The 26,287-nt window shown below is 52.4% G+C and carries 25 protein-coding genes; 10 read left to right on the forward strand and 15 right to left on the reverse strand.

Annotation, left to right across the window (positions count from 1 at the left end; all coding sequences use genetic code 11):
* The first annotated feature begins 44 nt into the window (after positions 1-44).
* From F459_RS0100230 to F459_RS0100240, 3 genes are read left to right on the forward strand one after another with little or no spacing between them, the layout of a single operon-like run.
* Positions 45-1,628 (forward strand): sensor histidine kinase, encoded by a 1,584-nt coding sequence (locus tag F459_RS0100230; RefSeq protein WP_020610731.1) that lies wholly within the window; start codon positions 45-47, stop codon positions 1,626-1,628.
* Entirely contained in the window at positions 1,625-2,344 is a 720-nt protein-coding gene (locus tag F459_RS0100235) for a response regulator (RefSeq protein WP_020610732.1), read from the forward strand. Before F459_RS0100230 ends, F459_RS0100235 begins: the two co-directional genes overlap by 4 nt.
* A complete protein-coding gene (locus F459_RS0100240; RefSeq protein ID WP_020610733.1) occupies positions 2,341-3,759 on the forward strand; it encodes a flavocytochrome c in 1,419 nt (472 codons plus the stop codon). The genes F459_RS0100235 and F459_RS0100240 overlap by 4 nt, the downstream gene beginning before the upstream one ends.
* A gap of 30 nt (positions 3,760-3,789) precedes the next feature.
* Here the strand turns inward: F459_RS0100240 and F459_RS0100245 are convergent, their stop codons facing one another.
* The 4 genes from F459_RS0100245 to F459_RS0100260 are packed head-to-tail and all read right to left on the reverse strand — an operon-like array spanning position 3,790 to position 7,870.
* The gene (locus tag F459_RS0100245; RefSeq protein ID WP_020610734.1) at positions 3,790-4,857 is read right to left on the reverse strand and encodes a Gfo/Idh/MocA family protein; all 1,068 of its coding nucleotides are present in this window, start codon (positions 4,855-4,857) and stop codon (positions 3,790-3,792) included.
* Positions 4,854-5,888, reverse strand: coding sequence for a zinc-dependent alcohol dehydrogenase (locus F459_RS0100250; protein ID WP_020610735.1), 1,035 nt, complete (start codon positions 5,886-5,888; stop codon positions 4,854-4,856). The genes F459_RS0100245 and F459_RS0100250 overlap by 4 nt, the downstream gene beginning before the upstream one ends.
* Before the next feature lie 15 nt (positions 5,889-5,903).
* Positions 5,904-6,980 (reverse strand): sugar kinase, encoded by a 1,077-nt coding sequence (locus F459_RS0100255; protein ID WP_020610736.1) that lies wholly within the window; start codon positions 6,978-6,980, stop codon positions 5,904-5,906.
* Between the two features lie 47 nt (positions 6,981-7,027).
* Complete coding sequence (locus F459_RS0100260; protein WP_020610737.1) at positions 7,028-7,870, reverse strand: MurR/RpiR family transcriptional regulator; 843 nt, start codon at positions 7,868-7,870, stop codon at positions 7,028-7,030.
* A gap of 154 nt (positions 7,871-8,024) precedes the next feature.
* On the opposite strand from F459_RS0100260, the gene F459_RS0100265 reads away from it, so the two are divergent.
* From F459_RS0100265 to gnd, 5 genes are all read left to right on the forward strand, one after another.
* A complete protein-coding gene (locus F459_RS0100265) occupies positions 8,025-9,302 on the forward strand; it encodes an ABC transporter substrate-binding protein (RefSeq protein ID WP_020610738.1) in 1,278 nt (425 codons plus the stop codon).
* An 87-nt stretch (positions 9,303-9,389) separates the two neighbouring features.
* Positions 9,390-10,268 (forward strand): carbohydrate ABC transporter permease, encoded by an 879-nt coding sequence (locus F459_RS0100270; RefSeq protein WP_020610739.1) that lies wholly within the window; start codon positions 9,390-9,392, stop codon positions 10,266-10,268.
* A 9-nt stretch (positions 10,269-10,277) separates the two neighbouring features.
* On the forward strand, positions 10,278-11,093 hold the full coding sequence (locus F459_RS0100275; RefSeq protein WP_020610740.1) for a carbohydrate ABC transporter permease: 816 nt from the start codon (positions 10,278-10,280) through the stop codon (positions 11,091-11,093).
* Position 11,094: 1 nt separating this feature from the next.
* On the forward strand, positions 11,095-12,369 hold the full coding sequence (locus F459_RS0100280) for a lactate racemase domain-containing protein (protein WP_020610741.1): 1,275 nt from the start codon (positions 11,095-11,097) through the stop codon (positions 12,367-12,369).
* On the forward strand, positions 12,369-13,835 hold the full coding sequence (gene gnd, locus F459_RS0100285; protein ID WP_020610742.1) for a decarboxylating NADP(+)-dependent phosphogluconate dehydrogenase: 1,467 nt from the start codon (positions 12,369-12,371) through the stop codon (positions 13,833-13,835). The genes F459_RS0100280 and gnd overlap by 1 nt, the downstream gene beginning before the upstream one ends.
* A 63-nt stretch (positions 13,836-13,898) precedes the next feature.
* On the opposite strand, the gene F459_RS0100290 is transcribed toward gnd, so the two are convergent.
* From F459_RS0100290 to F459_RS0100325, 8 genes are all read right to left on the reverse strand, one after another.
* The gene (locus tag F459_RS0100290) at positions 13,899-14,459 is read right to left on the reverse strand and encodes a MarR family winged helix-turn-helix transcriptional regulator (RefSeq protein ID WP_020610743.1); all 561 of its coding nucleotides are present in this window, start codon (positions 14,457-14,459) and stop codon (positions 13,899-13,901) included.
* A 30-nt stretch (positions 14,460-14,489) separates the two neighbouring features.
* Positions 14,490-15,317 carry an ABC transporter permease gene (locus F459_RS0100295; protein WP_013256140.1) on the reverse strand — a complete coding sequence of 276 codons (828 nt, stop codon included), beginning with the start codon at positions 15,315-15,317 and terminating at the stop codon, positions 14,490-14,492.
* Positions 15,317-16,237 carry a daunorubicin resistance protein DrrA family ABC transporter ATP-binding protein gene (locus F459_RS0100300; protein WP_020610744.1) on the reverse strand — a complete coding sequence of 307 codons (921 nt, stop codon included), beginning with the start codon at positions 16,235-16,237 and terminating at the stop codon, positions 15,317-15,319. Before F459_RS0100300 ends, F459_RS0100295 begins: the two co-directional genes overlap by 1 nt.
* A 422-nt stretch (positions 16,238-16,659) precedes the next feature.
* Positions 16,660-17,499, reverse strand: coding sequence for an energy-coupling factor transporter transmembrane component T family protein (locus F459_RS0100305; protein ID WP_013256138.1), 840 nt, complete (start codon positions 17,497-17,499; stop codon positions 16,660-16,662).
* Complete coding sequence (locus F459_RS0100310; RefSeq protein WP_020610745.1) at positions 17,460-19,202, reverse strand: ABC transporter ATP-binding protein; 1,743 nt, start codon at positions 19,200-19,202, stop codon at positions 17,460-17,462. The genes F459_RS0100305 and F459_RS0100310 overlap by 40 nt, the downstream gene beginning before the upstream one ends.
* Positions 19,199-19,753 carry an ECF-type riboflavin transporter substrate-binding protein gene (locus F459_RS0100315; protein WP_020610746.1) on the reverse strand — a complete coding sequence of 185 codons (555 nt, stop codon included), beginning with the start codon at positions 19,751-19,753 and terminating at the stop codon, positions 19,199-19,201. The genes F459_RS0100310 and F459_RS0100315 overlap by 4 nt, the downstream gene beginning before the upstream one ends.
* Before the next feature lie 17 nt (positions 19,754-19,770).
* Positions 19,771-20,616: an SAM hydrolase/SAM-dependent halogenase family protein gene (locus F459_RS0100320; RefSeq protein ID WP_020610747.1), complete on the reverse strand. Its 846-nt coding sequence runs from the start codon at positions 20,614-20,616 to the stop codon at positions 19,771-19,773.
* Positions 20,617-20,645: 29 nt separating this feature from the next.
* Positions 20,646-21,494 (reverse strand): SAM hydrolase/SAM-dependent halogenase family protein, encoded by an 849-nt coding sequence (locus tag F459_RS0100325; protein WP_020610748.1) that lies wholly within the window; start codon positions 21,492-21,494, stop codon positions 20,646-20,648.
* Between the two features lie 151 nt (positions 21,495-21,645).
* Here F459_RS0100325 and eda point away from each other — a divergent pair, with 151 nt between their 5' ends.
* The gene (gene eda / locus F459_RS0100330; RefSeq protein WP_020610749.1) at positions 21,646-22,278 is read left to right on the forward strand and encodes a bifunctional 4-hydroxy-2-oxoglutarate aldolase/2-dehydro-3-deoxy-phosphogluconate aldolase; all 633 of its coding nucleotides are present in this window, start codon (positions 21,646-21,648) and stop codon (positions 22,276-22,278) included.
* Positions 22,271-23,329 (forward strand): sugar kinase, encoded by a 1,059-nt coding sequence (locus tag F459_RS0100335; protein WP_020610750.1) that lies wholly within the window; start codon positions 22,271-22,273, stop codon positions 23,327-23,329. Before eda ends, F459_RS0100335 begins: the two co-directional genes overlap by 8 nt.
* A gap of 97 nt (positions 23,330-23,426) precedes the next feature.
* On the opposite strand, the gene F459_RS0100340 is transcribed toward F459_RS0100335, so the two are convergent.
* The 3 genes from F459_RS0100340 to F459_RS0100350 form a co-directional block, all read right to left on the reverse strand.
* Positions 23,427-24,197, reverse strand: a complete 771-nt coding sequence (locus F459_RS0100340; protein ID WP_020610751.1) for an SDR family NAD(P)-dependent oxidoreductase — start codon at positions 24,195-24,197, stop codon at positions 23,427-23,429.
* Positions 24,198-24,288: 91 nt separating this feature from the next.
* Complete coding sequence (locus F459_RS0100345; protein WP_020610752.1) at positions 24,289-25,239, reverse strand: AEC family transporter; 951 nt, start codon at positions 25,237-25,239, stop codon at positions 24,289-24,291.
* Entirely contained in the window at positions 25,239-26,222 is a 984-nt protein-coding gene (locus F459_RS0100350) for a sugar-binding transcriptional regulator (RefSeq protein WP_020610753.1), read from the reverse strand. Before F459_RS0100350 ends, F459_RS0100345 begins: the two co-directional genes overlap by 1 nt.
* Positions 26,223-26,287: the final 65 nt, after the last annotated feature.

Raw genomic sequence — 26,287 nt, forward strand, 5'->3', positions numbered from 1 at the left:
TCCTGGTCAGCCCCTTTCTGCTTTTGGGTTATACTAAAAGAGACATGACACTCTATGCAAAGATATCGAGAACACTATCACTTTTGATTATCCTACTCATCATCGGTGTTGTCCTTTTCATGACAATACAGTGGTTTTCCACGCTGAGGCGGCAGTTAGGGCGTGAAGCCTTCGATATGGCTCTGACAATAGCACAAACCGAGCTTGTCCGGGAGCATGTACCGAAAGAGAATGGATATATCGCTATTCAGAATTTCATCGAAAAATTACGTTTAAAAACCAGAATCCAATATATCTACGTGCTTAACCGTGACAAAAGGTTTTATTCGAATCCGAAGCCGGCTCTTATCGGAGAAACGTTTTCATCAACGCTTGTAGACGTAGTATTGAAAGAGGAGAAGGCGCGTATCGTTTTCCCCTCTTTTTTCGCTACCTATGCAGAGGCCGTCGCTCCTGTCTATTCCGAAGGTGTGTTATCCGGTGCCGTTGTTGTCGGGATGCTGAACGGCAGGATCTACCAGGAGATAACAAGGAACCTTATTTTCCTGCTTATATTCATGTTTTTCATCATGATGTGCGGTGTTCTTGTATCCTTTGCCTTGACTTCCAGCATCAAAAGGTCCATTCGGGGCCTGGAACCTGAAGAAATCAGCTTTCTTTTGGGACAAAAAGAGCTCGTTCTGCAAAATCTGAAGGAGGGCCTGGTTGTTGTCGATGAACATTTTTGCATAAGTATGTATAATAAAAGTGCCGAGACGCTGTTGGACCTCTCTCCTTCCGATATCGGAAAAAACTACAAAGACTACTTTTTTGCCTCGGGACTGACAGAAGCCTTTGAAAGACATACGATGTTGGTACAAGAGGTCCGGCAGGGGCCGCTAAAAATCTTACTTGGGAAATACTATCCTGTTAGCGATTCTGCCACCGGTGCATTCCTGGGGCTTATGGCCAGTTTTGAAGATTTGACCGTAGCCAGACAGAGGGCGGAGGAATTGACAGGGATGAAAGAGTTGACCCAGGCTTTGCGGGCCCAGAATCATGAATTCATGAATAAGCTCCACACCATATCGGGAATGATCCAGCTGGGTGAAATAGACACAGCCGTAACGTATATATCCGGGATAACAAAAAAACGGCAGGAAATTCTATCGCTGCTGAGCAGCAGCATTAAGCTTCCTGCGCTGGCTGGACTCATCCTGTCAAAGTATAATAAGGCTGCCGAAGCAAGGGTCTCGCTTCAACTTGATCCCCATTCATCAATACATACACTTCCCGAGGGAATGAGGGTGGAATCTTTGGTTTCCGTCATCGGTAACCTCATAGAAAACGCTTTGGATGCCCTTATCCCCGCAAAGAATGGAAGAATTGACGTACGTTTGATTGAAGATGAAAGTAACCTGGAAATCACGGTATCGGATAACGGCCCGGGCATTTGTCCAGGAATCGAAAACAGCATATTGTGCAAAGGCTTTACGACAAAGGAAGAGGGAAGAGGCTATGGCCTTTATGTGGTGTCGAAAATCGTGGAAGAAGAGCGGGGTTCAATAGAAATAGACACAAACCAGTGGGGTGGGGCCGAATTCGTTGTTACATTTCCCATAAAAAGGGCAGGGGCGGAATCGACATGAACATCCTGATTGTTGAAGATGATCCCATGGTCGGAAAGATCAATAAACAATTTGCTGAAAATACGGGATTGGCAGAAACGGTTTCATGTGCCGAGTCTGTTCAGGAGGCAAAGCGGTATCTGGAAATAGCGGAATACGATCTTGTCCTTCTTGATGTGTTTCTTCCCGAGAAAAAAGGGACTTCGCTTCTTAGTTGGATCAGGCAAAAGGATCTTTCGGTGTCCGTAATATTGATAACCGCCGATAAACGGCCTTCGACAGTGGAGAAGGCACTGAACTGGGGAGCCTCGGATTATCTTGTGAAGCCCTTTACCTATGAACGCTTCCAGGAAGCATTACAAAAGGTCTTTTTAATCCGAAAAACATTGCATAACGCTTCCGACAAAGAGCACCGTTTCGAGCAAAAATCCCTTGATTCTCTCTTTACCTCCCCAGGCCATCCCGAACATTCTTCTCATACGGATGATATTCATGCTCCTCTCCTGGATAAGGGCCTGAGTACCTATACCTATTCGATTATTACCGACAAGGTGCAAGACTATGGGCGATCTTTTACCGCCGAGGAATTAGCGGTCGATTTGGGGATCTCAAGAGTGACCGTCAGGCGCTACCTGGAATACATGTATAAAAACGAGATCCTGGAGCGGCACATGGAATACGGTAAGCCCGGTCGTCCGCTCCATTACTACCGATTACGGGACGGGCGGGAAAAATGAAGAAGGTACTCCTTGCATTCCTGGGCGTAGCAGCGATGGGGGCTTTGTGCCTGTTCTGTCTTTTCCTGCCGGAAAGGACAGATATTGTCGTGGTCGGAGGGGGGGCGGCCGGCATGTCCGCCGCCATAGAGGCAACGGAGCGGGGATGCTCCGTCGTTTTGCTGGAAAAAATGAGCTATCTTGGCGGAAACTCCTTACGAGCCACAGGCGGGATGAATGCGGCTTGTACGGAAGAGCAGAAGAAAAACGGAATTGTGGATTCCCTGGACAGCTATTATCAGGATACGATGAAAGCCGGGCATTGGTTAAATAACAAAAAGCTGGTCAGGCTTTTGGTCCGTAATTCGGCGGAATCCGTTTCCTGGCTGGAGCATATGGGGCTTGATTTGAGTGATGTAGGACGTCTTGCCGGCCACAGCATATCACGGACCCACCGGCCTGCAGGGGGGGCTCCGATCGGTACATCCCTCATTCCCGTTCTTACCGGACAGTTGAACAAACGTGGCATCGATGTACGGACGGAAAATCGGGTTATTGGACTTCTTCATAATCAAAAAGGAACCGAGGTCTTTGGTGTCCTCACGGAAACAAGGGAAGGCCGACAGTATAAAATAAAGGCTTCGGCCGTAATCATAGCTTCGGGCGGATTCGGTAGCGAGCCCGCATTGTATGTAAAAATGGACCCCGACCTGAAAGGTTTTAAAACAACGAATCAGCCCGGTGCCACCGGTGATTACCTTTCCATCGTTGAGGGCTTTCATCCAGCCTTGGTGGATATGTCGTATATCCAGACCCATCCAACGGTCGAACCGAATAACGGGGTGCTTATCACAGAGGCTGTGCGTGGAAACGGCGCCGTCCTTGTCAATCGAAACGGGTATAGATTTACCGATGAACTTGCCTTCAGAGATATCCTGAGCCGGGAGATTCTAAAGCAGCCGGAAAAATCCGCCTATCTTATTTTCGACGATCAGATCAGAAAAAGCTTATCCGCTACCGACACCTATTTTGCGATGAATTTGATTACCAAGGCCGATACCCTATCCGAGCTTGCCGAGATGCTGGGTATTCATCCAATCGTCCTTTCTCAATCCGTTCAGCGCTATAATCAACTGGTAATGCTAGGAAAAGATCGGGATTTTGGAAGAAATGATCTCCCTTCCGAGATTATACATGCTCCTTTTTACGGTATTCGCATTGTTCCCGCTGTCCATTATTGTATGGGAGGCCTAAAGATAAACGAGAAAGCGGAAGTAATCAGCGAGTCGGGGGGACCGATCAAACGCCTGTTTGCTGCGGGAGAGGCTACGGGAGGAATCCATGCCGCAACCAGGCTCGGCGGTAATTCCCTGGCGGATGCTGTTACTTTCGGCCGTATTGCTGCCAGGGAAGCGGCCTCCCTGGCCCGTCGATAGGGCTGTTCTCTCTGTTCTGTCCGCTTTCCCTTACCGCTTTTTCGGATCCGAATGGTAGACCGCCTCGATGAGGCGGACGGTCTCTCTTCCCTCTTCTCCTGTTACCGCAGGAGGCCTGTCGTTGGCGACGGCGTCGGCGAAATCTTCGATTTGGCGACCGAAGAACCAGGTTGTGGGCTCGATACTTTTGAAAAAGGCCGTATCCTCTTTTTCCCAGACGTCGAGGTTGCCTTCCTCACCGGGGATGGTCCAGAGGTCGTTGACCGGTGGCTCGAGGATACCGCTTTGGCCGGCGACGAACATTGCCCCTCCGTCGGTCTGGACCCCGGCCGAGGAGCCGCTATCCCCGTGGATGTGAACCTTTGCATAGATACCCGGCCTCTGGGAGTTGGAGAGCAGAAGTGAGGCCATCCCTCCGTTTTTGAACCTGACCGCCGCTACGGCACTGTCTTCGACCTCGATGTAGGGGTGGTTGATGTTGTCCCAGAACCCCTTTACCTCGGCGACCGAGCCCATGTACCAGCAGAGTAGATCAAGTTGGTGGGGAGCCTGATTGATAAGGACGCCGCCCCCTTCCGCCTCCCAGCTTCCCCGCCAGGAATCGCTTCTGTAGTAGGCCTCATCGCGCCAGCCGAGGATGGTTACCTGGGCGAGGGCTGGCTTGCCCAATTTCCCCTCGTTGATGGCCTTTTTTATCCTGCTGCAGGAGGGGTACCAGCGGCGCTGGCTTACTACCGAAAGCAGACGGCCTGCCCGTTTCCCCGCCTCGATCATCTCGTCGCACTGGGCCGTGGTTAGCGCCATGGGCTTTTCCACCAGAACGTGGCATCCGGCGGCAAAGGCCTCGATGGCTGCATCCCTATGGTTCGGATGGGGGGTGGTGATGATCACCGCATCGACGCCGTCCTTTTGTACCATCGCTTCGGCGCTGTCGCGGGAGACAATGGAGAACTCGGCGGCGAACAGGTCTCGTCGCTGTTTGTTTCGGCCTGCAACAGCGACCAGCCTGGCCCCATCCGCCGCTCTCAGGGCGATGGCGTGGAGGCGTGCAACCTTTCCGTAGCCGATAAGGCCGAAACGCAATGGTTCCTTTTTCATGGTTCAAGTACCACCTTGAGCAGGCCGGGTTCGCGATCGTAAAGTCGATCAAACCAGCTTTGCCCCTCGGAAAGGGGGGCGACGGCACTGATCAGGGGATCAAGATCGATCTTGTTCCGAAGCATCATATCAAGGACCGCAGGATATTCCCCCGATATGGCGCAGGAACCGAAAAGCATGATCTGCCGCGTCACCACCGACTGGAGGGGGAGTTCTATCTTGGGACTGACGTTGCCGATAAGGGTTACCGAACCGCCCTTTCGAACGACCTCCAGGGCGGTCTGTATGGGAGCGCTTGCACCAACCGCTTCGAAGACCCTGTCCGCGCCGCGACCCTGTGTTATCTCCCTTATTTCATCTGCCGCCGTGCCCGATGCGGGATTGATCGCCATATCCGCTCCCAGGGAGCGTGCCGTGGCAAGGCGTTTTTCGTCGGTATCGATGGCGATGACCCGTCCCGAGGCGGCTGCTTTGAGAAACTGGATAAGCAAAAGGCCGATTAGGCCCGTTCCCACCACCGCCATGGTGTCGTTCAACTCGATCGGAGTAATGCTCATGGCATGGGCCGCTACCGCTGCGGGCTCGGTGAGGGAGGCGTCGACAAAGGAAAGCCCTTCTGGAAGCCGGTAGGCGATGTGGTTGGGGATGCGGACATATTCGGCAAAACAGCCGTCCTGGCGGTACTCTTCACAGGAAACCCCCAGTACCCTTCTATTGTCGCAGAGGTTGACCAGCCCCCTGCGGCAGTAATAACAGCTGCTGCAGTAGATGGTCGAATCGAAGGTGACCCGGTCTCCCACCGCAAAGCCGGACACCCCGTTGCCTATGGCTACGATTTCGCCGGAGGCCTCGTGGCCCATGATCACCGGCGGCTTGCGTCTGCCGGTGGAGCCGTCGAAGCCGTGGACATCCGAGCCGCAAATGGCTGCCGCCTTTACCTTGACAATCAGGTCCCTCTCGGAGGCTATCTTCGGCTCCGGGACCTCTTCATAGCTCAGCTGCTTGTAACGGTGCATGACCAGCGCTTTCATTGTGTGCCTACCTTTTTATCGTTGAATCCTGGCGGAACCGCCGGCGGCGAAGGCCTCGACCTGTTCCCTTGTTGCCATGGTGGTATCTCCCGGAAAGCTGGTGAGCAGGGCGCCGTGGGCCCAACCTGTACGCACGGCGTTCTCCGGATCTGCTTCCTCCAGAAGGCTTGCGAAAAGGCCTGCGGCAAATCCATCGCCGCCGCCGACCCGGTCGTAGACATCCAGGCTGCAGACCGGGGCCCGGTGGGCCTTTCCTCCGCTCCAGAGAACCGCGCTCCATTCGTGGTGGTTTGTCGATTTAACCTCTCTCATGGTGGTTGCCACCGCCTTGATGTTGGGATAGCGTTTGCCCACGGTTTCCATCATCGAGATGAAGGCCGAGGGATCAAGTTTGGATACCTTCTCCACCTGGGGGCCGGTCAGGCCAAGCCCTTTCTGCAGATCCTCTTCGTTGCCGACAAGGATATCGACATATTCAGCGATTTCCCCGAGGACCTTTTGGGCCTGCAGCATCGGATCGATGCCTTCTGCTGCGTTGGCACTCCACAACTTTGCGCGATAGTTCAGGTCGAAGGAGACCGTTGCACCCGCTTCTTTTGCCGCCTTCATGCCTTCGATGATGAGTTCCGGAGTAGTGGCCGAGAGGGCTGCAAAGATCCCTCCCGAATGAAACCATCGTACGCCGCCTTCGAAGATCTTTTCCCAGTCGAAACTGCCGGGACCCAGAAGAGCGGCAGCCTCGTTTGCCCTGTTGTAGAAGACCACCGGCGCCCTGACTCCCTGGCCCCGGTCGCTCCAGACCTGTGCCATATTGGGTCCGTGAACACCGTTGTGGGAAAACCGCTTGTAAAAGCCGTCGACCCCCATCCTTCTTACCTCGGCCTCGACCTTCGCTCCGATCGGGTAGTCGACCATGGCGGAGACAACCGCCGTCTTTTTCCCAAAGGCCCTGGCCATGTTGGCGGCCACATTGAACTCCCCTCCTGAAACATGGAGATCGTAGTGATCGGCATACTCGAAGGGAACGATCCCGGGGTCCAATCGTGTTACCAGTGCTCCCAGGGCTATGAAGTCGTAGGTGGATTGTGCCATGCTATACTCCTTATATATAAGCCTGTCGAGGTCGAGAACATCCTCTCTCAGGTTCTACGCTTTGCAATGGCCTGCCGCATCGCTTCGAGATGCGTAACACCTGCCTCATCAAAGCGCTTCATGATCTCAACATAGAGTGCATCGATGACCACCAAATGGGCGATACGCGCGGAAAAGGCCTCGGATACGAAGGAGGTCGATGCGATTTGTACCGAAAGGGATATCTGTCCCGCGCGGGCAAGGGGCGACCGGGGATTGCTGGTAAGCATGATTGTTCTGCAACCCGAATGCTTGAGCTCTTCGACGATGGCGAGGGTATCCATGTTTTCCCCGGTGTGGGAGATGATAAGTGCGGCACAACGCTCACAGGACTGAGAGGCGAGCATCAGCTGCATGTGGTAATCCTCCGCCATAGCGCAATCAAGACCTGTCCTGATGAACTTATGGAACGCATCCCGTGCCACGATATTGGAACCGCCGGTACCGAAAAGGTACAACCGTTCGGATGATGTGATCAGGTCCGCAGCCTCGGTCATCGCCTTACGATCGAGGGTGTTTCTGGAAAGCTCCAGGGTCGAGATGGCGCTGTTGAACACGACCTCGACATCGTCGTCGTTTTCGTTGATCTGCGTTTCGAAAAGGCGGGAAGCCGGAACTACCGTCTCGGTTGCAAGGGCGATCCGAAAACGCTGATAACCGGGATAGCCCAGCTTCTTTACAAAACGTACCAGCGTGGATTCCGATATCCCCACGCTCTCCGCAAGCTCTTCGATGCTGGGATGAACCGCCTCACGAGGGTTGGCAAGGATATAATCCGCAATGAGCCGCTCCTTTTCGCTGAACTCCTTGTATTTCGACTTAATAAGATAGATGCAGCTTATCTCAAGCATGGAAGGCTCCTTGTGATTTCCTGGATATTATAATATGAAAAAAATAATCATGCAAATGAAAAAAATATTTATTTATCTTTTGACTTTCAAAAAAAGGGGGGGGATAATGTGATAAAGCGGTGTTCTGCCGTATTTTGAAAAAAGGAGAGAAAGTATGAAAAGGGTTTTGGTTCTAGTAGTGATGGTAGGCCTGTGTCTGCCTCTCTTTGCCGGAGGCCAGTCTGAGGGGACTGCGTCGGAAAAGCCCCAGGAAATTCGTGTACTTCTTGCAAATCATCCTTACGGCGAATTATTGAAACAGGTGATTCCTGAATTTGAAAAAGAAACAGGTATTAAGGTAAATGTAGAGAGCCTTCAAGAGAGCCAACTGACGCAAAAACTCACCACGGAATTTGCAACAAACTCCTCTACCGTGGATGTGTTTATGACACGACCGCTCCAGGAGGGCTTGCTTTTTATTAAGAACGGTTGGTATGAGCCCCTTGATACCTACGATTTTTCTGATTATCCCTCGAATTCCGTGGATATCGGACGAAAGAATGGTCATGTATACATCATCCCCCTGGTTACCGAATGGCAGGTGATGTATTACCGCAAGGACCTCTTTAAGGCCGCCGGCATCGAAGTCCCGACCAATTTTACCGAACTTGAGGCCGCAGCAAAGGCCCTGACCACCAACGAGGTTGCCGGAATCGGTTCACGAGGAAAGGGTGGGTCTGCGGTTACCCAGCTTTCGAGCTATCTCTACAACTTCGGTGGGCTCTACCTTGATAATAACGTGGCGGTCTTCGATACACCCGAGGCGATCGAGGCCTTCCGCTATTACGGCAGGCTTTTGGGAACATACGGACCTCAGGGGGTAACCTCGATGTCCTGGGAGAATCTGATGCCGGTGTTCCAGGCCGGAAAGCTTGCGATGTGGACCGATGCATCGGTTTTTTACGGTCAGGTTGTCGACCCCACGAAGACGCAGGTTCCTGCCGAAGATGTCGGTATAGCGAAACTCCCCGCAGGACCGCGCGGCGACAGTCCCTTTATCGTGGTTTCCTGGGGAATGAGCATTTCGAGCAAGACAAAAAACCCCGAAGCAGCGATGAAATTCCTCGATTGGGCCACCAGCAAGGAGCTTGCCATCAAAGGTATGCTTTCCAACATCACCATGGCCCGCAATTCCGCCTGGCAGGACAGCGAGGTCAGGGAAAAGATGAACCCCGGTTTGATCGAAACCCAGGCCCATGCGGCGCAGAATGGTTATCCCTTCGATCGTCCCTTCATGAGTTCCGTCGGGAAGGCCAGGGATCTCATCGGTGAGGTTATCATCGAATCTATCGATACAAAGGGAACATCACCCAGGCTCGAGGCCCTGGCTGCGGAAAAGACCGAGGCTGTTAACGAGTTGCTGAAAGCCGACGGAGAATACGGCGGAAATTAGGCCTTGCGTATCAAGTATCCCGGGGACAATATGTAATCATGTTGTCCCCGCTTTCCTTTTGTCACATACTTGAAAGGAGTTGTTGCAATGATCAAAAGCGGTTTTTTCGAGCGTAACCTCAGATATATATTCCCCCTCCCCGCGCTTTTCTTTGTTCTGCTGCTTATGGTCTTCCCCGTGGCCTATACCCTCGTCATCAGTTTTACCGATTGGGCCCTTACCTCGGGCAGGCCCATGAAGTTCGTCGGTTTTTCCAGCTATCTCGGGGTCCTCAAGGAACCGCGTTTTATCGATGCCTTCGGCCGTACCTTCTCCTTTACCATCGGTGCCGTCGTTCTCGAAGCCGTTATTGGGACCGTACTGGCGCTTGTTCTCAATCGCGAATTTGTGGGGAAAAATGGGATTAAATTCATCCTGCTGCTGCCGCTGGTCTCCACCCCTGTGGCCATCGGTATTGTCTGGAACCTTTTCTATGATCCTACCATCGGATTTCTCAACTATTGTCTGAGTATACTCGGACTACCCCAGAGCGGGTGGGTAACCGACGCATCAACGGTTCTTCCCTCGCTGATCATGGTCGATGTATGGCAGTGGACACCGATGATTGCCCTCATCGTCCTTGCCGGACTTGCAGGACTATCGTCGGAGCCCTATGAATCGGCGAGGGTCGACGGCGCGAATTCCACCCAGATTTTCTGTTTCATTACCCTTCCGATGATCATGCCGACGATCCTGACGGCTGTTATCCTACGGGCCATCGATGCGTTGAAAACCTTCGATATCATCTATGCAATGACCGGGGGAGGTCCCGGCTATGCTTCCGAGACCATCAACATCATGGCATACAAATACAGCTTCGAGTATTTCGACCTCGGCTCGGCATCGGCCATGCTTGTCTTCCTTTTTGTTTTGGTTCTTGCGGCAAGCCTCGGCGTGATGCGGCTTCGAAAACGATTCGAGGCATAGGGGGTAGCCATGAAACAGTCACCGGTTTTTCGTATCTTTTTTCCCATTCTTCTGGTGCTCATTATCGTACCGACCCTCTTCCCATTCCTCTGGATGCTCCTCTCTTCGATCAAGAGTCAGGTTGATATCATCTCCTGGCCGCCGAAATTTGTTTTTGATCCGACCATGATCAATTTCTACAAGGTCTTTAGGGAACAGGATTTCCTGAAGTACCTCATCAATTCAAGCATCGTCGGAGTCTCATCGGTTGCCCTTTCTCTTTTGATGGGGCTTCCTGCCGCCTATTCGATTGCACGGTTCGGACAAAAACGTCTTGCGGTCTTTATCCTTATCGCCCGGCTTATGCCGGGGATCTCCTTTTTGATGCCCTGGTATATCGTTTTTTCCCGGCTTGGTTTGATGGACAGCTATACAGCTTTGATTCTTTCCCATATCCTTATTGCCATGCCGGTTGTTGTCTGGGTCATGTCCGCCTATTTTGAGGGTGTCCCCAGGGAGCTTGAAGAATCGGCAATGATAGATGGGGCGACCCAGCAGTTTGCCTTTTTAAGGATCGTTCTTCCCCTCTCTGTTCCCGGGGTGGTGACGGCGACAACCTTGAGTTTTATCTTTTCCTGGAACAACTTTATGTTCTCTCAGGTTCTGAGCATGGAAAAGACGAAAACCCTTCCCATTGCCGTGTATAACTTTATGTCCTATGCGGAGGTTGACTGGGGCGGGGTGATGGCGGCTGCCGTTGCCATCATGGCCCCTGCGATTGTGTTGACCATGATTTTTCAGAAATATGTGGTAAAGGGGCTGACCATGGGGGCTGTAAAGGGGTGATATGATCCACGCAGAACTGATCGACAGGTCGGGGATAGCTCCCGACCATATGAAAGAGGAATTTTTCCGCGCCCTCGGGCGCTTTTCCGATCGCCGCCGTATTCTTCTTCTGCCGCCGGACATCACGAGGATGCACGGACTGGCAGGGCTTTTGACCTGCTGGGCGGTTGAGTTCTTCGGCCCTGCTGTAACTGCGATCATGCCTGCCCTGGGTACGCATGCCCCCATGACCGATCGGGAGATCAACCTTATGTTTCCCGGTATCGACCATCGCCTTTTCCTTGTTCACGACTGGCGCCATGACGTTGTTTCCCTCGGGACCGTTCCTGCCGAAGTGATTGAGGTGCTGTCCGAGGGACGCCTCTCCTGGAGCTGGGAAGCTGAAGTTAATCGCCGTATCGCCTTCGGGGAGCACGACCTCATTCTTTCTCTGGGCCAGGTGGTCCCCCATGAGGTAATCGGCATGGCAAACTATAACAAGAATATATTTATCGGTACCGGTGGAAGTGACGGGATCAATAAGAGCCACTATCTCGGGGCCGTATACGGCATGGAACGGATCATGGGAAGGATCGACTCCCCTGTGCGAAGTCTGCTCGATTATGCACAGGAGCATTTCGCCGGGGACATCCCTTTGGAGTACGCCCTCACCGTTATTGCCCGGACCGGGGAGGGGAACAAGCCGGTAGGGGTGTTCCTGGGAGATGACCGTCGCTGTTTCGAGGCTGCGGGCCGCCTTTCGGCGGAGCTTAACATCTGTCGTCTTGAGCATGCCCCCGAACGTGTTGTTGTTTATCTTGATCCCGCCGAATATCGATCGACCTGGCTTGGGAATAAAAGTATCTATCGAAGTCGGATGGCCATTGCCGACGGTGGAGAGCTTATCGTTCTTGCCCCGGGGGTGGAGCGCTTCGGCGAGGATGAAGAGATCGATCGTCTCATCCGTCGTTACGGCTATGCCGGAACCGATCGAATCCTCGAAGCGGTCGGGCAGGGGGGCGGCCTTTCGTCCAACCTTGCTGCGGCGGCACACCTTATCCACGGATCGAGCGAGGGCCGATTTTCCATCCGTTATTGTCCCGGTGCTTTGAGCAGGGAAGAGGTTGAGAAGGTCGGTTATCGATATGATGACTTTGATATGATGATGAAGCGCTATCGTCCCGATACCCTTCGGGATGGTTGGAACGAGGGAGGCGACGGAGATCCGTTTTTCTTTATCTCCAATCCGGCCTCGGGGCTTTGGATCTGCGATAAGATAATGCAAAAAGGAGCATGATGATGGAAAGAAGGGCCGATATCGGATTAATCGGGCTTGCGGTCATGGGACAGAATTTAGTACTGAACATGAATGATCACGGCTATTCGGTCGCGGTCTATAACAGAACGACCAGTAAGGTGGACGAATTTCTCGGCGATGCAGCTGCCGGACGGGATACGATTATCGGGACCCGTTCTCTTCGGGAGCTTGTCTCCTCCCTTTCCTCGCCGCGAAAGGTGATGCTGATGGTAAAGGCCGGCGAGGTGGTCGATATCTTTATCGAAAAGCTGCTTCCCCTCCTTTCACCCGGGGATCTTATTATCGACGGAGGAAACTCACACTATCCCGATACCAGCAGGCGAAGCCGTGAACTGGCTGCAAAGGGGATTCTTTTTATCGGCACGGGAATCTCCGGCGGAGAAGAGGGGGCCCGGCGGGGACCTTCCATCATGCCTGGAGGCAATCCAAAGGCCTGGCCCCTGGTTAAGCAGCTTTTTCAAGCCATTGCGGCAAAAAGTGAGGATGGAGCTCCATGCTGTGAATGGGTAGGGGAAGAGGGCTCCGGACACTACGTAAAAATGGTTCACAACGGTATCGAATACGGCGATATGCAGATGATCTGTGAGGCCTACGATCTGCTCTACCGGGGGCTCGGGCTTTCCCACGAGGAGATGTACGAGGTCTTTACCGAGTGGAACAAGGGTGAGCTTGAAAGCTACCTCATCGAAATTACCAGAGACATCATGAAGGTGAAGGATACGGACGACTTGCCCCTTGTCACCAAGATTGTCGACAAGGCGGGACAAAAGGGAACGGGCAAATGGACTGGCATCGATTCCCTCAACCTGGCGGTACCGGTAACCGTCATCGCCGAGGCGGTCTATGCACGCTGCCTTTCGGCCCGTAAGGAAGAACGAAAGGAGGCCGCCGGTTTTATTGGCGAGGCCCCACACGGAAGGCTGTCTGACGATGAACGAAAAGAGGTGATCGAGGATATCAGGAAGGCCCTCTTCGCATCGAAGATCATCTCCTATACCCAGGGTTTTATGCTCTTGCGGGAGGCAGCCGATTCCTTCGGGTGGAAACTAAACTACGGCGAAATCGCCCTCATGTGGAGGGGGGGGTGCATCATTCGCAGCAGCTTCCTCGGCAAAATCAAAGAGGCCTTCGATGGAAACGGTGCTCTTAAAAGCCTGCTCCTCGATCCCTATTTCATGAACATCGTAAACAACTGCCAGGATGGCTGGCGGCGGACCGTAAGCCGGGCCGCCCTTGCCGGAATCCCGAGCCCGGCCATTGCCTCGGCCCTCTCCTTCTTCGACGGCTACCGAAGCGGGCAGCTCCCCGCCAACCTCCTTCAGGCCCAGCGGGATTACTTTGGAGCACACACCTACGAGCGGACCGACCGGCCCGAAGGGGAATACTTCCACACCAACTGGACGGGAACCGGCGGGAATGTCTCTTCCTCTACGTATCAGGCGTAGGGGGTATTACTGATCCAGCGGGGGAATGAGTGGAATGGCTATGTCTCATGCGAATGCCTTTCCTCAGTCACGGTCCCTGAAGTGATTGGATCCAAAAAAGCCGTCGAAGTGATGGTCGAATCGACTTGGCCTGTTTGGGCCTCGTCTTGAGCTAAAGCGGTCCGTAAATCTATCAGCTTCATCTCTGTCCAGGCTTTTCTCGAGCTCGTTGATAAGGCGATCCAGGAATTCGTCGAATTGATTCTGTTCATCCTCGGAAAGGCAGTTAAAGAATGCCTCTTGTTCGCCGGTATCTTCAGAGGCTTTTGCCGCTTCCGCTCCCTCCTTTGTCAGTCGGACAAGCATCACTCGTCGGTCCTGTTCCGAGGGCATTCTGACGATGTACCCCTGCCTCTCCAGCTTGACAAGGAGCTCGCCCAGCGATTGAGGTCGGATATCCAGGATTCGCGACAATTCTCTTTGACTGATCTCCGGTTTTAAGGCAAGAATGGCGAGGATTCGTCCCTGGCCTCTATAGGGAGTCCCCATGGGACCGTGATCCCTGTAGTGCTTCATTTGCTGAATTCTGAGCAGCCAGCTCATATGCATCAGTTTTTCAAGAAGCTCATTGGTATTATTGATCATGTAACCCTCCCTAATTTGATATCGTTTTATTTATCTGCGATGCACCTTAGCAACCTTGACACTTGAGAAGTCGGCAGTATTGAACTTCTGTACACATAGCATGAAAAAAACAATTCCGATGATAATGATAACGCAAAAACCCATAAACGGCGTGAGCATAAAGCCATGGATGTCAAATGCCACGCCCTGCTTAGCCAGCTCGGGCAGGGGAAGGCTTTCCATTCTAAGGGTGATGTACCTAAATATCGAAGTGATATATGTCAGCGGATTAACATACACTAGAGGCATGAGAAACTTCGGCATAAGCGTGGTCGGAATATATGCACCGGAGAGAAACGTAAACGGCATGATAATCATGGTACTTACAATCTGAAACGAAGAAGAATTTCGGGATATCGTGGCAAGGAACAATCCGATGGAACCGAAGGTCCCTCCAGCGACTATCATAACGACGATCATCGCACTAAAATGAACAAGATCCAGTTGCAGTCCCATAAACATGGCAACAATCACTATTAGAAGTCCTTGTAGTACGGCGATCACGGTACTCGAAAGTATATGGCCGATTGATATTTGAGCTCTGGTGATGGGCGCCACAAGAACCTCTTTCATGAACCCGCTTGCGATATCCGACAGAATATCGGTCGAGTTATTCAGGCTCGACTGGAATACCGTCATGATAATGACGCCGGAAATCAGATAATTCATCGGCTGTGCGGGGCCGCTTGTCGGCGATTTCATGACAAAGGAAAAGATAAATAAGAAGAACAACGACATGATTATCCCGCCGAACAATCTTCCCCTGTCCCGAATGAAATTCAATAAATTCCGCTGCAATATGGCTCCAATGGTATTCATTAGTTTCTTATCTCCTTACCTGTGATTGCTAAAAAAACTTCATTCAGCGTACCCTTTCGTACCTCAAAATCAGAAATGTTTTCTTTACAGTAAGAAAGTAACTCGAGCGCTTTGGATGGATCCTGAGTACGTATGGTAAAATATTCGTTATTCCGTTCGTAGGAAATCTCCCGTTTTATAAGACGGAAAAAGTTCTCGATTTTTTCCGGATTCCGACTTTCAATCTGTATTCGGATATCGGTAAACTGTTTTTTGAGATTTTCAGGTGTATCAAAGGCAATAATCTTACCGTGATCCATAATCGCGATATCCGAGCATATTTCCGCTTCATCCATATAATGAGTGGTGAGAAATATCGTGATATGCTTCTCTTTTTGTAGTTTTTGAATATACTCCCAGACATTCGCCCGCGTCTGCGGATCAAGGCCTGCGGTGGGCTCGTCGAGGAACAATACTTTTGGAAAGTGGACAAGAGCGCGAGCGATTTCCACTCGTCTTTTCATCCCCCCGGACAACGAAGCAACCTTTGCCGTTTTTCGATTTCCCAGTTCCACGAGATCGAGAACAAAATTGATGCGTTCGGAAATGTTCTCTTTCGGTACTTTATAAAAATCACAATGGAATCGAAGATTTTCTTCGACCGTAAGCCTCTCATCAAGAGTCGATTCCTGAAACACAATGCCGATATCCTTTCGTACCAAATCCTTCTGTTCTGATACGTCATGGCCGTTTATGGTCATTTCCCCAGCAGTTTTTTCCAGGATCGTACACAAAGTGTTGATAGTTGTACTTTTTCCCGCACCGTTTGGACCGAGAAATGCAAAGATAGTGCCCTCTTTTACCCCAAACGAGATATCGTTTACTGCTGTGAAATCCCCGTATTCTTTCGTAAAGTTATGTACTTCTATGATATTCTTCATCGATATCACCTCATATGCATCTGAATTCTAATATTGTTAGTAAGGTACCTTTATAATAATATAAAGGTACCTTATGATTAAGTCAACATATATGTGATATGTAGTGTTCCGAATCCTGGTGGTTTACCTGTCTTTTTACCGGTAAAATACTTGCTTTTATGCCTGTGTGTACTTTTTTTCATAGTTTTGCTTGTATCTGACTACAGGAAAAGAAGTTGAGCTCTTTCAACCACCAGGATTCGGAACAGTAGGTTATGATTCTTTCTTCCCGCGGCAGGGATTGGAGCGGAAACCCTGGAGCCCCGCGGGGACGAGGAGGGCGATCGGGAGTGAGCCCGTGCCCGAGTCCCGGAGACGCGGGGCGAAGCGTTGGAGCGCAAAGCCCGGTCCGAGCGATAGCGAGGAGCCGCCCAATGGCCCTTTTAAAAGGGGTACCAGAACATGGTCCCGAGGTTGCGTTTCATCCAGACGGCGAAGATGAGGAAAAGCGCCATGGCGGTAAAGACTATGGCGTCCCCTTTTGCGAGGGGGCGGGCGTTGTACCATGTCCGCTTTTTTTCCGTGCCGAAGCCCCGCAGACTCATGGCGTTGCTGATCACCTCGGCCTTGTCCAGGCTGGAGAGGAGGAGGGGAATCAGCACCCGGGTAACGTTGGTGATCCGCTGCTTTAGCGGGACATTTTTCGAGATATCCACGCCCCTGGCCTGCTGGCTTTGCATGATGTTGACAAAGTCCTTGGTGATCTCCGGCAGATAGCGGAGGGTGAGGCTTACCGAATAGGCGACCTTGTAGGGGACACCGATCCTGTTCAGGCTCGAAGCAAATTCCGTGGGATGGGTGGTAAAGACAAAGAGCAGGGCCATGGGAAAGATCGAAAAGTGTTTGACGGCGATCACCAGAAGGTAAAAGAGGGTTTCCCGCGTCACGGTGTAACGCTCGGTGATGACGAACAATACGGTTTTCGATCCCATGTACTCGACGCCCTGCATGGGGGCGAAGAGAAACATAAAGAGGCTGTTCATGATGAGGATATAGATCATGAATAAAAGGAAGGGGCGGTAGATGCGAAAGGGCACCCGTGAGAGCACTATGAGAAGGAGGCCGAAGAAGAGCATTCCTGCAAGGATCCTTAGATCGAAGGTGGTGAGCACCACGGTGATCCAGTAGATGAACAGGGCGAATTTCGTCACGCCCGAAAGCCTGTGGAGGGGGGAGGCCGTATCTATGTAGTTGAGGCCGAAGCGGATTTTTGACTGGTCCATGTGCGTTGCCTTTGCTCCTCTTCAATGAAACGGTCGATGAACCGGTCGACTTCTCCGATTCCCAGCTTGTTGGCCAGCTCGTAGAGACTGGTCGGCTTCAGGTTGGCCGTTTCGATGATCCCGGGGTTACTGAAAATCCTGGACATGGAATCGTCTCCGATCATCTTGCCGTCGGTCAGCACGATCGATCTGGCGGTGTATTCCAGGGCCAGATGCATGTCGTGGGTGATGAATACAATCGTCAGGCCCGTTTCATCGTTGAGCCTGCGGAGAAATTCCATGATATCGGTGTAGTGACGGTAATCCTGACCCGCCGTGGGCTCGTCCAGGATCAGGAGCTTGGGCTCCATTACCAAGATCGAGGCGATGGTTACCCGTTTTTTCTGGCCGTAGCTGAGGGAGCCGATGGGCCAGTTCCTGAAGCGGTAGAGGCCGCAGAGTTTCAGTGCCTCGTCGATTCGCCGTTCGATCTCATCTTCCGGCATCTGCCGCAGCTTCGGGCCGAAACCGACCTCTTCCCGGATCATGTGGTGGCTGATCATGTGGTTGGGGTTTTGCATCACAAAGCCGATCTCGCGGCTTCTGTCGGCAATCGTCGTCTTGGAGATTTCTTCGTCGCGAAAAAAGAGCTTTCCGGAATCCTGTTTGATAAGCCCGGTAATGATGGCGGCCAGGGTCGATTTTCCGGCTCCGTTTTTTCCGAGGATGGAAACCATCTCTCCCTCTCTGATATCGAAGCTGATCTCCTCCAGCGCCTTTCGCTCACCCGTGTAGGAGTAGCTTACCGATTCGAGGCGAAGCAGCGAGGGGCCCTTTGCCTCCGGCCGGGGGAGCTGTCGCTCCCTGAACCACTTCAGGATCTTCTCACGGTGCTTCTCCAGGCGGATGGTATCGATGGATGCGGCCCTGTCCTCTTCGGAAAGTGTGCAGCCTGCGAATTTCATGGCCGCGATATAAAGGGGCTCCCTGATTCCTTTTTCAGCGAGAAGGGAGCCTGCAAGCAGCTTGTCGGGCTTCTCGTCGGCGATGATTCGTCCCTGCTCCATGAGCAGAATCCGGTCGACCGGCCGGTGGAGGACATCTTCGAGACGATGCTCGATGATGATGACGGTTTTCCCTGTTTTTCGGTGGATCTCATCGATGAGTTCGATGGCGACCTTTCCCGTCTTCGGATCGAGGTTCGCCAGAGGCTCGTCGAAAAGGAGAAGGTCCACGTCGTCCACCAGAATCCCAGCCAGGGAGACCCGCTGTTTTTGTCCTCCGGACAGCTCAAAGGGTGAGCGTGCGAGGAATTCCTCCATCCCCACCATGGCCGAGGCCTTCTTCACCTGGTCGATCATTTCCGGTCGGCCTACCGCCGCGTTTTCCAGGACAAAGGCAATGTCCTCGGCCACCGAAAGGCCGACGAACTGGCTGTCGGTGTCCTGCAGCACCGTTCCCACCAGCTCGCCCCGTTCATGGAGATCGGCGTCTTTACTCTCCTTACCTTCGAGCCTGAAGCTTCCGCTTATCGACCCCTCGAAAGAGAAGGGGATCAGCCCGTTGATGCATGAGCCGAGGGTCGTTTTCCCGCTTCCCGAGGGGCCGACAATGAGTATCTTTTCTCCGGCTTCCACCCTGAGGGATATCTCCTTCAGGGTGGGGGCCTTCTGGCTTTTATACCGAAAGGAGAACGTTTCGAAGGAAAGGAGCGCCTGGCTCATTCTTCCTCGGAAAGCTCGCTGCCCTGTCGGTTCCGCTTTGCAATCAGGGCCATGATGATCGATCCGATGATTGCAATGATGACCGTGTTGGTGCTGGCGATGATCAGCTGCTGGGCGATAACCTTGCTGGCGGGTTCGGCGTAGAGGACATAATCGAGAAAGGCCGAAATGCTGTAGCCTACGAAGTTGCCGATAAAGGCCAGGATAATGAAGATGATGATCTCTTTGGCTGCGAATATTCCTTCATCCACCTTGTCCTTTGTGATGATGGGAAAGAGACCGATGACGATTCCGACGATACCGGAACCGAGGACCCAGGTCATCCAGACGCCCCAGCCGGCGAAAAGATCGGTGATCCAGTGGCCGAGAAACCCGACGAGGAATCCGACCACAGGTCCGTAGAGGGCGGCAAAGATCGCCAGGATTGCCATGGCCGGTTTCAGGGTGGTCTCTGCAAAGATCGGAATACCGAAGATCGGCAGGCCCCCGATTCCATAGAGGGCGGCGCCGATGGCAATAATAACCACCGTTTTGGGAGAGAGCTTTTTCATAGACGCAACTCCTTTTATTATGCGATCTCGAACCGGATTTTCCACTCCGGTCCGGATTGGATGCCATGCTTTTCGGCGAAACTTCCCTGATTGGTGGAGAGGGAGACAAAGAGGAGCTCGTTATTGTAGATAAGATCCTCTCCTTGCTCTGCTGCCGAGAAAAAGTCGAGGTAGGGCAGGGTTTCCTGGAAGAGCGTTTCGCCGCTTCGGGTAATGGTGACAAGGGCCTTGCACCCGGAGCTAAAACCTGCCGAGTCGAAGAGCTTTTTGGGAATGTTCGTCCAGACATTTCCGTAACGGATATCAAGGATCTCGATCATGCCGGTAAGCGACCCCCTTTCCGTTTCGGGTTCCAAAAGGGGGAGGGTAACGATGCTCTTCGGATCGAGTCCTGGCCCGACTTCGTTAAAGGTGATGGTTCCCGAAGCAAGACGTGCACCGGTATAGCCGTAGACATCCCTGCCGTGGAATGTGTGGCTCTCTCCGCTTCCCGGGGCCCTGTTTGTTCTCTCGTCTATCTCCCGCAAAGCGTTAAGCCCCACATGCTTTGCAATATGGGTAAGGCTTCCGTTGTCCGGGGTGACGATATAGTGATCCTGTGAGGTTTTCGCAACCACCGATCTTCTGCTCGAGCCGACTCCTGGATCAACCACCGAGACGGCCACCGTCTCCTTCGGCCACCAGGGTAGGGCCTGCATGAGGCGATAACTGGCCTCCCAGATATTGAACTGGGGGATGTAGTGGGTAATCTCATGGATTTTGAGGCCCTGATCGACCCCAAGGGCCACCCCGTACATCTCCGCCACCGTTCCTTCGAGTCTGCCGAAATCGGTTTGAAAAAGCAGTAGTTTATGTCGATCCATAGCTTACCTCTTGTATTATTATTTTTGCGTTAATCACCCTTGGACAGACGGACCACCCAGCCCCGCCCTGACTCGATGTTGTGGGCCCTGGAGAAGTTTCCCTGATTCACGGCAATACCCACGTTCAGCAGTGAATTGATGTAGACCAGCGACTGGCCGATTGCCGCGTCGCTGAAGGATTTTCCGAAGATAAGCCGGTTCCCGTATACGGTGTTGCCGTATTTGCTTATCTCCACCAGTACCGTATGGCCGTATTCGACTCCGAGCTCTTCGAACATGGTCCGGGGAACATTGGTCCAGAGGCTTCCGTAACGGGCGTCGAGAATATCGATGCTTGCGGTAATAATCCCATCTCGTAATTCCGCAGGCTGATGAGCGATGGTGACAGGTTCCGGCGCAAGCTCAGGTCCAATCTGTTCAAAGGTGATCACTCCCGAGGCAAGTCTGGCCCCGGTATAGGCGTAGATATCCCGGCCGTGAAAGGTGTAGCTCTTTTCGCTGCCGCCGAGGCGGTTGATGCTCTCTTCTATCTCGCGCATGGCGGTGATTCCGATGGATTCGGATATATGCGTCAGGGTTCCGTTGTCGGGCGTAACGATGTAGTGGCCGCTTTGTGCCAGGGCCACCACGCTTTTCCTGCTGGTACCGACCCCGGGATCGACTACCGACACAAAGACCGTTCCCGGCCGCCAATATTCGATGGTCTGAATCAGACGGTAACTGGCCTCCCAGATGTTGAACTGCGGAATCTCATGGGTAAGATCGTACAATTTTAGATTATCGCTAACCGCTTCCGCCACACCGTACATGGCGCTAACCGCACCGTCGATGGTTCCGAAGTCGCTTTGAAACACAAGGCTGCCGTTTGTCTTTCTCATGCATGAATGATACGCAAGATAAGGTGATGTTGCAAGATTGATACGAAGGAATGGCTATCGGGAGATGATCGGTATAGTTGCCGAAATCTTGTTGATAGCAACAGACATGATCGAACTTGTTTGAAATAGGCTTTGCGAGTATGCTCTATATATGAACAGTGATCAATTTCTACGGGCCATACGGCCCTACGGGCTTATTCCTGTTATCAAACTGGAACATCTTGAAGATGCTCGGCATATTGGAAGGGGATTGTGTGATGGTGGGCTTCCTATTGCTGAGATTACCTTTCGTTCGGAATATGCCGAGGCGGGAATAGCGCTCCTTTGCAAAGAATTCCCGGAACTTTTAGTCGGAGCGGGAACTGTTCTTACCCCGTCCCAGGCCGATGCCGCACGTTCGGCAGGTGCTCGGTTTATTGTGTCTCCCGGTTTCAATCCAAGACTTGTTGATCATGTTCTTCGTACCGGAACCATAATGATTCCGGGAGTTTCCAACCCAAGTCAGATCGAGTGGGCTCTTGAAAAGGGTTTGTCGGTTTTGAAGTTCTTCCCTGCCGAGGTTTCGGGAGGCGTGCGATTTCTCAAGGCCGTTGCCCCTGTGTATCCTCAGGTACACTTTTTACCCTCAGGCGGTATCGGCCTTGAGAATGTAAGGGAGTACCTTGCTCTTCCCATGGTATCGGCCTGCGGCGGCAGCTGGCTCACCAAGGCCGGTACGGCCGAAGGCATTGCGGCGGAGGTCAGAAAGAGTCTGAACCTTGTGCGGGGAGTTGCGGATGTTTGATCAAAAAGCGACTTCGACAGCCGATGCCAGGGTCGTTACCCTGGGTGAAATCATGCTGCGACTTACCAGTCCCGGCCACACAAGGCTTTTGCAAACGCCCTTTCTTGAGGCGAGTTTCGGCGGAGGAGAGGCCAATGTCGCCGTTTCTCTTGCCTCTTTCGGCCTTGATGCGGCATTTTTCACCGCACTGCCCGAGGGCCCCCTGGGGGATGCCGCAGTGGGAGAGTTGCGTCGACGAGGCGTCGATACCTCTGCGATTATACGGCAGGGTGAGCGCATTGGCATCTATTTTCTTGAGACCGGTGCCAACCAGCGGGCCAGCAACGTGCTCTACGATCGTTCCGGTTCTGCAATAGCTCTGCTTCGGCGGGAAGAGGTTGATCTCAGCGCCCTTTTTGCGGGAGCTAGCTGGTTTCATATCACCGGCATTACCCCTGCGATATCGGAAACGGCGGCCGCACTCAGTATCGCGGCGGTTCGGACTGCAAAGGAGATGGGGCTTACCGTTTCCTGCGATCTTAATTTCCGCAAAAAGCTGTGGAAATACGGGAAAAGTGCCCCACAGGTGATGGGGGAGCTTCTCCCGTATGTCGATATTGCCGTCGCCAATGAGGAGGACTGCCAGCACTCTTTGGGCATCGGCCTGGATATCGATGTTTCTTCCGGTGGCCTTGAAGTCGACCGCTATCGGGATCTTGCCTCCCTTGTGCTCGGTCGTTATCCCAATCTTTCCAAACTGGCCATCACCTTACGTGAGGCCAGGAGCGCCGATTCCAATGGTTGGTCGGCTTTGCTTGCCACTCGCGGCGATATCTATATGAGCCGCAGATATGAGATCCGCGATATCGTTGATCGTGTAGGAGGTGGCGATGCCTTTGCCGCCGGGCTTATTTATGGTCTCTTGTGTTTTGATGATGAGCAAGAGGCACTGGAATTTGCCGTTGCCGCGGGCTGTCTGAAACATTCAGTCTCCGGTGACCTCAACCTTGTCTCCAGACAGGAGGTGCTTCGGCTTATGTCGGGAGACGGCTCGGGCAGGGTTCGCCGATAGCTGGGGCTTTTTTTTATCTACTGTTCCGAATCGTGGTGCTTGAAGAGTCACAATTCCATCACCACCAGAATTCGGAACACTAAAAATGCAATATGCCTTAGCTAAGCAGATAGCCCCCGTCGATAACGAGTAGTTGCCCAGTGATGTTGCCTGAGGCCCTTGAGACAAGGAATAACACCCCTGCTCCAATATCTTCGGGGAGTGATAGGCGTCCCAAAGGGCTTCTTCGGACTACAGACTCCACAAGTTCGGGAGCGCGTTTTCTCAGCTGTGGTGAATCGATAAGTCCGGGAGCGACTGCGTTCACTCGTATCCCCGCAGGGCCGAGTTCGGCCGCCAAGCTGCGAGTGTAGGCTGCAACGGCTCCCTTTGTGGCATCGTAATGGGCACTTTTGCCGAAACCGGGGTGAATGGCATTGATGCTTGCCACGTTGACGATGGCAGATCCCGGATGCATGCTCTTCGCTGCCTCCCTGCAGCAAAGAAAGACTCCCCGGGCATTTATACCGAATATTCGGTCCCATTCGGCCACCGACAACTCGCTCTGCTCCGATAAAGATAGGACTCCGCTGTTGTTCACCAGGATATCAAGCGCACCCTCTTTTTTCATGATCTCTCCGAAAAGAGCCTCTACCGCTGTCTCGTTCGAGACATCGACGTGGAAAGCTTCGGCAGCCCCTCCCTTGTCGTTAATTTCCTGAACGGTTTTTTCGGCCGCCGAGGATGATGAATGATAGGCGACATATACCTTAGCGCCTGCTTCGGCAAGGGCCAGGCTAATCCCCCGTCCGATGTTGACACCGCCGCCTGTTACGAGGGCGACTTTGCCTTCAAGCGAAAAAAGGAGTGGGGTTTGTACGTTTTGCATGTGGCGAACCTCCATTGGCTGGGGTTGCTATATTGTGATGGGAATGGTGAATCCTGTCCAGGCTTGTTTTGTTCCACCACGATTCCTGACACTACTGAAGATCAACAATCACCACAAAGAGGCAGAAAGCTGCAACAGTCAACAGTGTATACCCCATCAGAACCCCATTGATCTGAGGAATCTCCCCCTCTCTTTTTTGGGGAAGGAAAAGCGGAATGACAAAGGGCGGTGGAAGGATGATCAGGGTGATGACGGCATAAAGAAAAAAGCGATCAAGATGGAGGACCGGCCCCATAATAAAAATGATGAAAAGTAGTGCAAGGGGGCCCATGATGATGATTCTTTGCAGAAAAATCATGGCTGCTTGTTTCATGTAGCGTGGTTTGAAATCCATGTTGTAGCCTATGATGATCAGAATTAAGGGAACCAGGGCGGGGCTTAGGTTTTTTAGGGTCGATATCAGAAGGCGGGCGGGAAGGGTATCTTCTCCCCACCTTGGAAAACCGCTTATGTTAAGAACGAGGCCGGCAAATATAGCGACGAGGGCCGGGTTGGTCACAAAGCTTTTGATCACTTTCGTTGTATCTGAGCGGGAGCCGGTAAGCCCGCTTAGCGACGGGACCATGACAAACCAGACGAAGAACTCCTGGCCGAGCCCTATGATGGCAATCTTCCCAAGCTGTTGCTGCCCGAAGGCTGCGACAAAAAGGGTGATGCCCATCATCCCGAATTCAAAAGAGCTCATGAGGTAGCGAAAGGCTGGAGGTTCATGAAACTTCTTCCTCATAGCGAAACCGTAGGCATAGGTTACCACACAAAGAAAAAAGGCAAAGAGGGGCAGCAGAATATAATTGCCTTGCAGGCGCATATCGAGGAAGGTCAAAAAAAGGGCGGAAGGAAGGATCACTTTGAGGACCAAAATCTGGAGCCCTTGAACATGCGTTGGGTCTATGACGTGCATGGTCCGTAACAGCATGCCGCTGATAAGCAGAATGAGAATCGGGCCGATGGTGATTATAATCGATAGAAACTGCTCTTTCATTATGCTTTCTTCTTTCTTTTTTCGTCTATCTTTATAAGGGCTATCGCAGTCGCACTGTCGGTGATCAGTACATTGAGATACCCTCCCTTCAGGGCGCCGTAGAGGGCCGGTGCCTTGACACTGTTTCCCGAGACCCCGACAACCGTATCGATCTGCCTAAGATCCTCTAAACTGATTCCTATGGTCCTGCGGTCGAAGTCCGTGTCGAGATAATTGCCTTCTATATCGAAGTGGCGGGCACAAATATCACCGATCGCGCCTTCTTTTATAAGTTTGCGCAGCTCATCCTTTGTTATGTATCCGGTTCGAAGGAGACTGTAGTTATCAATGTCTTCGGTATAGCCGATTCCCACGAAGGTGATATTAGCCTTCCTCGCATTGGCAAGGGTGTTGTGGATTCTGATATCCTGTAAAAGAGCGTTGCGTACCGATTCGCTTTCGACCACCAGGGGAACATGAAGATAAAAGCTGGAGCAGCTTAGTCTTTCGGCGAGCATCTGGGCGTAGCGGGGGCCGTCGGTGGTGACAATTTCCGACCCTGATGCGCCGATGAGCTGGATGACCTTGGCATCTGGAAGTTCTCTTTGTTCGATGCAGCGAAGCATCTCCCGTAAGGCTTTTCCCCAGGAAATTCCGATGATTGAATCCGGACGGACAACACTGTTGAAGTAGTCCGCTGCAACCCTTCCCAGGTCGGCCATGCTGCAGTCGGTCTCTTCATTTTGGCAGACGATGATTCTGGCCTCTTTCAGACCAAACCTTTGTATGATCTCCGTTTCAAGACTTTGCGAGGTCCAGGGATGCTTAACCCGAATCTCGACGATATGAGTTTCTCTGGCTTCATTCAGCATTTTTGAGATGATGGGACGGGCAATCCCCACCTCCGTTGATATTTCCTGCTGGTTCTTGCCTTCGTTGTAGTACAAATAGGCAATCTTTGCCAAAAGGGCCTTTCGATACTCCTCTTTTTCGATGGTAATCATACCTGCGTCCTCGTTGTGCTTGATTTCTACCTTACCTGTAGTTTCGTAAAAATTCAATAAAAGTA

The organism is Sediminispirochaeta bajacaliforniensis DSM 16054, assembly GCF_000378205.1.
GTDB lineage: Bacteria > Spirochaetota > Spirochaetia > DSM-16054 > Sediminispirochaetaceae > Sediminispirochaeta > Sediminispirochaeta bajacaliforniensis.

Bases quoted from the DNA above. Each gene is read 5' to 3' on its own strand.
- F459_RS0100230 (WP_020610731.1), top strand. From the start codon at position 45: ATGACACTCTATGCAAAGATATCGAGAACACTATCACTTTTGATTATC.
- F459_RS0100235 (WP_020610732.1), top strand. From the start codon at position 1,625: ATGAACATCCTGATTGTTGAAGATGATCCCATGGTCGGAAAGATCAAT.
- F459_RS0100240 (WP_020610733.1), top strand. From the start codon at position 2,341: ATGAAGAAGGTACTCCTTGCATTCCTGGGCGTAGCAGCGATGGGGGCT.
- F459_RS0100245 (WP_020610734.1), bottom strand. From the start codon at position 4,857: ATGAAAAAGGAACCATTGCGTTTCGGCCTTATCGGCTACGGAAAGGTT.
- F459_RS0100250 (WP_020610735.1), bottom strand. From the start codon at position 5,888: ATGAAAGCGCTGGTCATGCACCGTTACAAGCAGCTGAGCTATGAAGAG.
- F459_RS0100255 (WP_020610736.1), bottom strand. From the start codon at position 6,980: ATGGCACAATCCACCTACGACTTCATAGCCCTGGGAGCACTGGTAACA.
- F459_RS0100260 (WP_020610737.1), bottom strand. From the start codon at position 7,870: ATGCTTGAGATAAGCTGCATCTATCTTATTAAGTCGAAATACAAGGAG.
- F459_RS0100265 (WP_020610738.1), top strand. From the start codon at position 8,025: ATGAAAAGGGTTTTGGTTCTAGTAGTGATGGTAGGCCTGTGTCTGCCT.
- F459_RS0100270 (WP_020610739.1), top strand. From the start codon at position 9,390: ATGATCAAAAGCGGTTTTTTCGAGCGTAACCTCAGATATATATTCCCC.
- F459_RS0100275 (WP_020610740.1), top strand. From the start codon at position 10,278: ATGAAACAGTCACCGGTTTTTCGTATCTTTTTTCCCATTCTTCTGGTG.
- F459_RS0100280 (WP_020610741.1), top strand. From the start codon at position 11,095: ATGATCCACGCAGAACTGATCGACAGGTCGGGGATAGCTCCCGACCAT.
- gnd (WP_020610742.1), top strand. From the start codon at position 12,369: ATGATGGAAAGAAGGGCCGATATCGGATTAATCGGGCTTGCGGTCATG.
- F459_RS0100290 (WP_020610743.1), bottom strand. From the start codon at position 14,459: ATGATCAATAATACCAATGAGCTTCTTGAAAAACTGATGCATATGAGC.
- F459_RS0100295 (WP_013256140.1), bottom strand. From the start codon at position 15,317: ATGAATACCATTGGAGCCATATTGCAGCGGAATTTATTGAATTTCATT.
- F459_RS0100300 (WP_020610744.1), bottom strand. From the start codon at position 16,237: ATGAAGAATATCATAGAAGTACATAACTTTACGAAAGAATACGGGGAT.
- F459_RS0100305 (WP_013256138.1), bottom strand. From the start codon at position 17,499: ATGGACCAGTCAAAAATCCGCTTCGGCCTCAACTACATAGATACGGCC.
- F459_RS0100310 (WP_020610745.1), bottom strand. From the start codon at position 19,202: ATGAGCCAGGCGCTCCTTTCCTTCGAAACGTTCTCCTTTCGGTATAAA.
- F459_RS0100315 (WP_020610746.1), bottom strand. From the start codon at position 19,753: ATGAAAAAGCTCTCTCCCAAAACGGTGGTTATTATTGCCATCGGCGCC.
- F459_RS0100320 (WP_020610747.1), bottom strand. From the start codon at position 20,616: ATGGATCGACATAAACTACTGCTTTTTCAAACCGATTTCGGCAGACTC.
- F459_RS0100325 (WP_020610748.1), bottom strand. From the start codon at position 21,494: ATGAGAAAGACAAACGGCAGCCTTGTGTTTCAAAGCGACTTCGGAACC.
- eda (WP_020610749.1), top strand. From the start codon at position 21,646: ATGAACAGTGATCAATTTCTACGGGCCATACGGCCCTACGGGCTTATT.
- F459_RS0100335 (WP_020610750.1), top strand. From the start codon at position 22,271: ATGTTTGATCAAAAAGCGACTTCGACAGCCGATGCCAGGGTCGTTACC.
- F459_RS0100340 (WP_020610751.1), bottom strand. From the start codon at position 24,197: ATGCAAAACGTACAAACCCCACTCCTTTTTTCGCTTGAAGGCAAAGTC.
- F459_RS0100345 (WP_020610752.1), bottom strand. From the start codon at position 25,239: ATGAAAGAGCAGTTTCTATCGATTATAATCACCATCGGCCCGATTCTC.
- F459_RS0100350 (WP_020610753.1), bottom strand. From the start codon at position 26,222: ATGATTACCATCGAAAAAGAGGAGTATCGAAAGGCCCTTTTGGCAAAG.